Source organism: Xanthobacter oligotrophicus (assembly GCF_008364685.1).
Lineage (GTDB): Bacteria > Pseudomonadota > Alphaproteobacteria > Rhizobiales > Xanthobacteraceae > Xanthobacter > Xanthobacter oligotrophicus.
On record NZ_VTTL01000005.1, the window covers coordinates 401598 to 410449 of the forward strand.

An 8852-nucleotide genomic window follows, 5' to 3' on the forward strand; every position below is an offset into this window, starting at 1 on the left:
CAACCGTCCTGGTGCGGCGGTGTGTCTGAGGCCGCGCAGCTATTCCCGCGCCTACTCCGCCGCGGTCGAGCGCTTTTTGCGGGTCTCCACTGGCGCCGGCTCGATAAGGGTGCGGCACTCCTCGGCGGTGAGGGGCTCGCCGAAGACGACGCCCTGGCCGTATTCGCAGCCGAAGCGCGCCATCTCGCCGGCTTCCGTTTCCTTCTCCAGGCCCTCCGCCATCACGTCCATGCCGAGGTCGTGGGCGAGGTCGATCATGGCGCCGACGATCACCGGCCGGGCGGCGCGGGCGGCGCCCTTGGCGGTGTCGCGCACGAAGCGCGGATCGATCTTCACGCTGTCGAAGGGGAAGCGCTGGAGATAGGAGAGAGCGGAATAGCCGGTGCCGAAATCGTCGAGGCACAGGCCCGCGCCCAGCTCCCGCATGCGGCCGAGCACCACGGCGGCATATTCGGGGTTCTCCATCACCAGGCTCTCGGTGACTTCCAGCTTGAGCGATCCGGGCGCCACCGCGTTGCGGGCCAGCACGGATTTCAGGTCCTGGATCAGGTCGTGCCGCAGCAGCTGGCGGGACGAGACGTTCACATGCATGAACAGGGGCGGGTCCACCCGCAGGGTGCGCTGCCACTGGCCGAGCTGGCGCGCCGCGGCGTCGAGCACGAACAGGCCGAGGTCGAGGATGAGCCCGGTCTCCTCCGCCAGCAGCAGGAATTCGGAGGCGGCCAGCTCGCCGAGGCGCGGATGGTTCCAGCGCATATAGGCCTCGAACCCGCCGATGGCCCGGTCGCCCAGGCGCACGATGGGCTGGTAGCGCACCGAGATCTGGTTCTTGGCCAGGGCCTCGCGCAACTCGCCTTCCAGCACCACCCGGTCGATCTTCTGCTGGCGCATGGCCGGGCGGAACACCTCGATGCGGTCGCCGCCGATGCGCTTGGCGTAATACATGGCCAGCTCGGCGTCCTTCAGCACCTCCTCGCGCTTCGACTGGTCGGGTCCCGCCAGCACCAGCCCGATGGAGGCGGTGACGAAGACTTCCCGGTCGGCGAAGGCGATGGGTGCGCGCAGGGAGCGGCGCAGGGTGTCGGCGAAGGTGGTGATGCGCTCGGCGTCGCGCTCGGACATGAGGATCATGCCGAACTGGTCGCCGGAAATGCGCGCCAGCGTGTCCTGCGGCTTCAAGAGGCGCATCAGGCGGCGCGCCACCGTGAGCAGGATGGAATCGGCCACCGCCATGCCCACCTGCACGTTGACCTGCTTGAAGCGGTCGAGGTCTATGACCATCACCGTCGGCTTCACCTTGTCGTCGAGGCGGGCCATGGTGAGGGACTGGCTGAGCCGGTCGAGGAACAATTCCCGGTTGGGCAGGCCGGTGAGGTTGTCGCGCACCGCGTCGTGGAGCAGGCGCTCGGCGGCGATGCGCTCGCCGGTCACGTCCATGAGGGTGCCGACACAGCGCACCACCTCGCCGTCGGCGCCCACCACCGGGCGGGCCTTCAGGTTGAAGGTGAGGTAGTGGCCGTCGATGGCGCGCAGGCGGAAGTCCTGGTCGATGCGCCCACGCCGTTGGTCGATGATGCCGTCCAGCGTGGCGCGGAAGCGGTCGCGGTCGGCGGGGTGCAGCACCTCCAGCCAGCCGGCGGCCTCGGTCTCCAGCGAATGGCGCTTGAGGCCCAGCGCCTCCTCCGCTTCCGGTGAGGTGTAGATGCGGTCGGTGTCCACATCCCAGTCCCACACGATGAGGCCGGAGCCGGCGAGCGCCAGCGCCCGGCGCTCCAGCTCGGAGGTGGAGCCCTGGATGCCGCCGATGCCGGCGAAGGCGTGCTGCATCACCGTGAAGCCGATGAGCATGACGATCAGCACCAGGCCGCCGGAGAGGGCGGGGGCGGCGAGATCGTTGGTGACGAAGCCTGCCACCGTGAGCCCGGCCATGAGCACCCACACCACCAGCAGCGACCAGGTGGGGATGATGAGCACCGCCCGGTCATAGCCGTGCTGGCTGAGCCAGATGATGACGCCCAGCCCGGCCACCGCCACCGCCAGCAGCGACAGGCGGGCGATGCCGGCCGCCACCGGCGCGTCGAGCAGGGCCACCGCCACCAGGGCGGCGAGGAAGGTGAGCCAGCCGGCGGCCACGTGCACGTAGCGCACGTGCCAGCGGTTGAGGTTGAGATAGGCGAACAGGAACACCAGCAGCGTGCCGGTGAGGATGGCCTCGCCCGCCGCCCGCCAGAATTGCTCGGCAATGGGTGAGAGGCCGAACACCTTGGACCAGAAGGCGAAATCGAGGCCGATATAGCCCAGCACCGCCCAGGCCAGCGCCGCCGCCGCCGGGAACATCACCGAGCCCTTCACCACGAACAGGATGGTGAGGAAGAGCGCCAAAAGGCCGGCGATGCCGATGACGATGCCGTGGTAGAGGGTGAAGGCGTTCACCCGGTCCTTGTAGGCGTCCGGCTCCCACAGATAGAGCTGGGGCAGGGTGGGGCTGCCCAGCTCGGCCACGAAGGTGACGGTGGAGCCGGGGTCGAGGGTGATCAGGAAAACGTCGGCGTCGGGCGCGCTCTGCCGCTCCGGCTTGAAGCCCTGGCTCGGCGTCAGCGAGGTGATCCGCCGGTTGCCGAGATCGGGCCAGAACAGGCCGGAGCCGGACATGCGGTAGTGCGGGGCGACGATGAGGCGATCCACCTGCTCGTCGGTATTGTTGGTGAGGGCGAAGGCGATCCAGTCGCCGTGGCTGCGTCCATCGGAGGTGGGCACCTCGATGCGCCGCACCACGCCTTCCGTATCGGGTGCGGTGGAGATCTGGAAGCGGCCGTCCTCGGTGGTCTCGCGCTGCACGGCGGGCAACAGGTCCACCACCTTGGCGTCGAGGCGCAGGGCGATGGCCTCCATCGCCTGCGCGCTGCCGGCGGGCAGCATCAGCAGGGGCGCCACGACGAGCGCCACGAGGAGCGCCATCGGCAGAGCAATGACGCGAGCGAGCAACGACCGCAATGTCAGGTCTCCGCACCCGGACTGCTGCCGGGCCGAGTTTCGGTTGAGGAGGGCAGCCTGCCGAAGGTGCGACGCAAAGCGCGGGACGGCAAGAGCTCAAGCTCATCCATGAGGAATGCATGTGCGCCGGGGCTGGCCCCGCGCGCCCGATTCCCTAGCCAAGCCGTGCGGCCGGAGCAAGGCGCGTGGCGGCGTCATGATACCGCCGCAAGTTCCGGGGCCCGAAAAAACGAATGCGCGCCCGGTGTGGGCGCGCATTCAAACCGTGGTGCGACCGCTCAGAAAAAGCGGCGGGCGTTGTCCCGGTCGTCGGCGGAGAGCGGGGTCGGCTCGCGGGTCAGGCGGGCGGCCTCTTCGCGGCGCACATATTCGGAGAAGGGGTCGAGGGCTTCCTCCACCGCTTCCTCGGCGCGCGCGGAGATCACCTCCAGCGGGGGCTGCGGCGCGGGGCGGGCGGCGGGGGGCGCGGGATGGACCTCCTCGGCCGGCACGGCGCGCTCGGAATCGGTGGTGCGCGAGGCCTTGGCGTCGAGCCACGGCAGGGGATAGGGCGAGGCGATGTAGGCCACGCCGTCTTCCTGCTCCCAGGCGATCATGTGGATGGCCTCTTCCGCCGGCATGCCGGGCAGGGAGAACATCTGCGGCAGCTCGCGGGCACCGCCGCTCCAGCCGATGGTGTGGGCGAGCTGGAAGGCTTCGTCGAGGAAGGCGGTGACGGCCGCGAGCCGATCCGCACGCAGCGCCTGGGCGAAATCCACATCGAGAAGCCGGCGGAGATAGGTCTCCACGCTGTCCCCGGCGGCCCACTGGGCGCCGGAGGCGAACTGGTAAACATAGACGCGCGGACTTGCCATCACGCAGCTCCGATAAACCATAACTGGGGGCCCCTCATACCAAAAGGGACCCGAAAACACAAAATCGTGCTGCAACTTAACCAGGCAAGGCTTAAATTTTTGTGATCCTGCGGTGCAGCACACGGCGCATTTCGTCCCGGTCCTGGACCGCCGGAGCGCGTTCGGATCGGGTGGCATGGCCATCAGATCGGCAACGCCCGCTCTATCCTCCATCTTGAGAGAGAATCACCGGCCCGATCAGGTCCGGTGCAGGCCCATGGGAAAGGGTGCCCGATGCCGATCGCTCCGCGTTCCCACGGCCTGTGGCAGGTCACGGCCCCGCCGGCCCCGGCGCAGGCGCCGCTCTCGGGGATCCAGCGGGCCGATGTGGCCGTGGTGGGGGCGGGATATGCCGGGCTGTCGGCGGCGCTGCGGCTCGCCGAGGCGGGGGCGCGGGTGGCCGTGCTGGAGGCGGCGGAGGTGGGCTTCGGCGGGGCGGGGCGCAATGTGGGCCTCGTCAACGCCGGCCTGTGGGTGATGCCGGATGTCATCCGCGCCGCCCTGGGTGAGGCGCCGGGCGAGGCGCTGATCAGCTTCCTCGGCGCGGCGCCGCAGGCGGTGTTCGACCTGGTGGCGCGCCATGGCATCGCCTGCGAGGTGGCGCCCGTGGGTACGCTCCATTGCGCCGTGGGCGCCGCCGGACGCGCCGAGATCGAGGCCCGCGCCGCCCAGTGGCAGGCGCGCGGCGCGCCGGTGCGGCTGCTGGAGGCCGATGAGGCGCGGGCCATGGTGGGTGGCGGCGATTTTTCCGGCGCGTTGCTGGATTTGCGCGCCGGCACGATCCAGCCGCTCGCCTATGCGCGGGGACTGGCGCTGGCGGCGCTTCAGGCCGGCGCGCAGATCTTCGCGTCGAGCCCGGTGGTGGCGGCCGAGGAGACCCCTGCCGGCTGGCGGCTCACCACGCCGGGGGGAGGCCTTGAGGCCGACCATCTCATCGTCGCCACCGACGCCTATGGTACCGGGCCGTTCGCCCCGCTGCGGCGCGAGCAGGTGCACCTGCCCTATTTCAACCTCGCCACAGCGCCTCTGCCGCAGGCGGTGCGCGACACCATCCTGCCCGGCCGGCAGGGCGCTTGGGACACCCAATCCATCCTCATCTCGTTCCGGATGGATGCGGCGGGCCGCCTGGTGTTCGGGAGCATCGGCGCCCTCGGCCGGGCCGGCGGCGCCATCCACCGCGCCTATGCCCGGCGGGTGCTGAAGCGGCTTTATCCGCAGCTCGGCCAGATGGCCTCCGAGGTGGCCTTCGAGGCCGGCTGGCACGGCACGATCGGCATGACCGCCGACGCCCTGCCGCGCTTCCACCGGCTGGGGCGCACCGGCGTGGCCGTTGCCGGCTACAATGGACGCGGCATTGCGCCGGGAACCGTGTTTGGCGCCCTGCTGGCGGACCTCGTGCTAGGCCGGGTGCGGGAGGCGGATCTTCCGCTGCCGCCAAGCGCGGTGGAGGCGGCCCGCTGGCGTCTGGCGCGGGAAGCGGTCTACGCCGCCGGTTCCGGTCTCGCCCACCTCGTCGCCGCGCGGTTCTGAGGCCCCGGCCGGAGCGTGCCTTCGCGTTCACAACCGCGTTTCGCCGCCTTCCGATCGGTCGGGAGGCGCTGCCGTTGCACGACTTTCTATTAATAACTCAGATGGATTTATCTATTGACTCGCCATGCGCCCTGCGCTCAGATGCCATGCGGATAACGCATCCGTCCGGCAAGCGGAAACCGCGCCGGCGCACTGGGAGGACGTTCGATGCAGGAGTGGCCACGGCTGCTGATGGCAGCTTCTGTCGCCTGGGCCGGGGTGGCCGCGACATCGCCCGCGGGGGCGGCGGAAAAGCCCGCCGAAAAGCCCATCGTCGGCATCGTCATCAAGACCTCCACCAACCCCTTCTTCGTCAAGATGAAGGAGGGCGCGGAAGCCGCCGCCGCGCGGCTGGGCATGGAGCTGCGCTCCTTCGCCGGCAAGATGGACGGCGACACCGACGCCCAGGTCACCGCCGTCGAAAGCCTGATCGCCGCCGGCGCCAAGGGCATCCTGATCACCCCGTCCGATTCCCGCGCCATCGTGCCGGTGCTGGAGCAGGCGCGGGCCAAGGGCATCCTGGTGATCGCCCTCGACACGCCGCTCGATCCCCCGAGCGCGGCCGACGCCACCTTCGCCACCGACAATTTCAGCGCCGGCAAGCTGGTGGGCGAATGGGCGGCCAAGACCCTCGGCGCCGGTGCCCAATCGGCCAAGGTCGCCCTGCTCGACCTCAACGTGAACCAGATTTCCGTGGACGTGGCCCGCGACCAGGGCTTCCTCCAGGGCTTCGGCGTGAACGTGGCCGACCCCGCCGTCATCGGCGACGAGAAAGACAGCCGCATCGTCGGCCACGACGTCACCCTCGGCAACGAGGAGGGCGGGCGCCGCGCCATGGAGAACCTGCTCCAGCGCGATCCCTATGTGTCGGTCGTCTATGCCATCAACGAGCCCGCCGCCGCCGGCGCCTATGAGGCGCTGCGCTCCATCGGCCGCGACAAGGACGTGCTGGTGGTGGCCGTGGACGGCGGCTGCCCTGGGGTGCGCAATGTGAAGGACGGCGTCATCGCCGCCACCGCCATGCAATTCCCCCTCGTCATGGCCCAGATGGGCGTCGAGGCGGTATTGAAATACGCCACGGACGGTACCAAGCCGAAGCCTTCGGACGGGCAGGATTTCGTCAATACCGGCGTGGAGCTGGTCACCGACCGGCCGGTGCCGGGGCTGCCCTCCATCGGCACCGACGCCGCCCTGAAGAAGTGCTGGGGCTGAGCGGCGCCAACGACAGCACGCGTGCGCCGGCCGGAACGGCCGCGGAGGGATCTGCAATGACAGACACGAGTGGGGAGAAACGCGGGATGCAGGCGTTCGAGACTGTCCTGAGCAAGCAGGACACGCGGGTGGCGGAATTCGAGGTCCACGCCAGGTCCCCGCTCCAGATGCTGCAGCATTTCCTGCATGCCAATCCGACCGCGGTGCCGGCCATCGTGCTGGTGCTGGGGGTGGCCGTGTTCTCGGCCATCGTGGGGCCGCGCTTCTACTCGGCCTTCAACCTGTCGCTGATCCTCCAGCAGGTGACCATCATCTGCATCATCGGGGTGGCGCAGACGCTCATCGTGCTCACGGCGGGCATCGACCTGTCGGTGGGCGCGGTGATGGTGCTGTGCTCGGTGATCATGGGCAAGCTCGCGGTCGCGCTGGGCCTGCCGGTGCCTGTGGCGTTCGCCGCCGGACTTGCCACCGGTGCGGCCTGCGGCGCCTTCAACGGCCTCTTGGTGGTGCGGCTGAAGCTGCCGCCCTTCATCGTGACGCTGGGCACCTGGTCCATCTTCTTCTCGCTGAACCTCTGGTATTCGGGCGCCCAGACCATCCGCGCGCAGGACGTGGCCAAGGCCGCGCCGTTCCTGCAGTGGCTCGGCACGCCGGTGGACCTGCTCGGCGCCCGCCTGACGTATGGCACCTTCTTCATGCTGGGGCTGGTGGCCATCGTCTGGTACGTGCTCAACCGCACCGCCCTCGGCCGCCACATCTATGCGGTGGGCGATGATCCGGACGCGGCGCGCCTCGCCGGCATCCGCACCGACAAGGTGCTGTTCTGCGTCTATGTGGCGGCGGGGGTCATCTGCGCGCTGGGGGCCTGGGCGCTCATCGGCCGCATCGGCTCCATCAGCCCGCAGGCGGGGCAGACCGCCAATCTCGACAGCATCACCGCGGTGGTGATCGGCGGGGCCAGCCTGTTCGGCGGGCGCGGCTCCATCATCGGCACCCTCATCGGCGCGCTTATCGTCGGCGTCTCGCGCTCCGGCCTCGCTTTGTCGGGGGTGGATGTGCTGTGGCAGGAATTCGCCGTGGGCAGCCTCATCATCGTCGCGGTCACCCTCGACCAGTGGATCCGGAAGGTGTCGGCATGAGCACGAATACTCTCGGCACGAACACTCTCAGCGCGACGACGGACACCGGCGTGCGCCGGCCGCTCATCGAGGCCCGCGGCCTCGTCAAGCGCTACGGCCGGGTGACGGCCCTCGACCATGCGGATTTCGACCTCTATCCCGGGGAGATCCTGGCGGTGATCGGCGACAATGGCGCCGGCAAGTCGTCCCTCATCCGTGCCCTCTCCGGGGCGCTGGTGCCGGACGAGGGCGAGATCCGCTTCGACGGCAAGCCGGTGCAGTTCCGCTCCCCCCTCGACGCGCAGGCGGCGGGCATCGAGACCGTCTACCAGTCGCTGGCGCTGGCGCCGGGCCTGTCGATTGCCGACAACCTCTTCCTTGGCCGGGAACTGCGCAAGCCGGGAGTGCTCGGCTCGGTGTTCCGCATGCTCGACCGCAAGAGCATGCAGCGCATGGCCCGCGAGAAGCTCACCGAGCTGGGGCTGATGACGGTGCAGTCCATCAACCAGCCTGTGGAGACGCTCTCGGGCGGCCAGCGGCAGGGCATCGCGGTGGCCCGCGCCACCGCCTTCGGCTCGCGCGTCGTGATCCTGGACGAGCCCACCGCCGCGCTGGGCGTGAAGGAATCCCGCCGCGTGCTGGAGCTGATCCTCGACGTGCGCCGGCGCGGCATTGCCGTGGTGCTCATCAGCCACAACATGCCCCACGTGTTCGAGATCGCCGACCGCATCCACATCCACCGGCTGGGGCGGCGGCTCACCGTGGTCCAGCCCTCGGCCTGCACCATGTCGGACGCGGTGGCGCTCATGACCGGCGCCCGCGCCCCGCAGGAAATGGCGGCCTGAGGCTGGGCCGGTCATGGCGGCGTTCCGCGCCGCCGGGGCCTTCCCGCGCGGGGGTGGGCAGGCCATGGCACAGGCGCGGAAACAAACGCCCGGATCACGGCCTGCATTGCCGTGATCCCGGCGGGGTTGTTTTGGGGGGGGGGGGGGTTCCGGGGCCGCGCGCCCCCCTCGGCGGGCCGGGGGCCCGCGGGGCGCGCCCGGGGCCCCCCCCGTTCCCGGGG

Annotated in this window: 6 protein-coding genes; 4 read left to right on the forward strand and 2 right to left on the reverse strand. The window is 70.0% G+C overall.

The annotated features are described in order from the left end of the window. Positions 1–51: 51 nt before the first annotated feature. Together FZ033_RS10835 and FZ033_RS24020 are read right to left on the reverse strand one after the other, a co-directional pair. Positions 52–2958, reverse strand: coding sequence for an EAL domain-containing protein (locus tag FZ033_RS10835; RefSeq protein ID WP_149576174.1), 2907 nt, complete (start codon positions 2956–2958; stop codon positions 52–54). A 314-nt stretch (positions 2959–3272) separates the two neighbouring features. After that, positions 3273–3848, reverse strand: coding sequence for a hypothetical protein (locus FZ033_RS24020; protein ID WP_012114430.1), 576 nt, complete (start codon positions 3846–3848; stop codon positions 3273–3275). 273 nt (positions 3849–4121) lie between these two features. Between FZ033_RS24020 and FZ033_RS10845 the strand changes: the two genes are divergently transcribed. From FZ033_RS10845 to FZ033_RS10860, 4 genes are all read left to right on the forward strand, one after another. After that, positions 4122–5417: an NAD(P)/FAD-dependent oxidoreductase gene (locus FZ033_RS10845; protein ID WP_149576127.1), complete on the forward strand. Its 1296-nt coding sequence runs from the start codon at positions 4122–4124 to the stop codon at positions 5415–5417. 207 nt (positions 5418–5624) lie between these two features. Continuing rightward, a complete protein-coding gene (locus tag FZ033_RS10850; RefSeq protein ID WP_149576128.1) occupies positions 5625–6668 on the forward strand; it encodes a substrate-binding domain-containing protein in 1044 nt (347 codons plus the stop codon). Positions 6669–6724: 56 nt separating this feature from the next. Next, a complete protein-coding gene (locus tag FZ033_RS10855; RefSeq protein ID WP_149576129.1) occupies positions 6725–7807 on the forward strand; it encodes an ABC transporter permease in 1083 nt (360 codons plus the stop codon). After that, positions 7804–8631, forward strand: a complete 828-nt coding sequence (locus tag FZ033_RS10860) for an ATP-binding cassette domain-containing protein (RefSeq protein WP_232847433.1) — start codon at positions 7804–7806, stop codon at positions 8629–8631. Before FZ033_RS10855 ends, FZ033_RS10860 begins: the two co-directional genes overlap by 4 nt. Positions 8632–8852 lie beyond the last annotated feature (221 nt).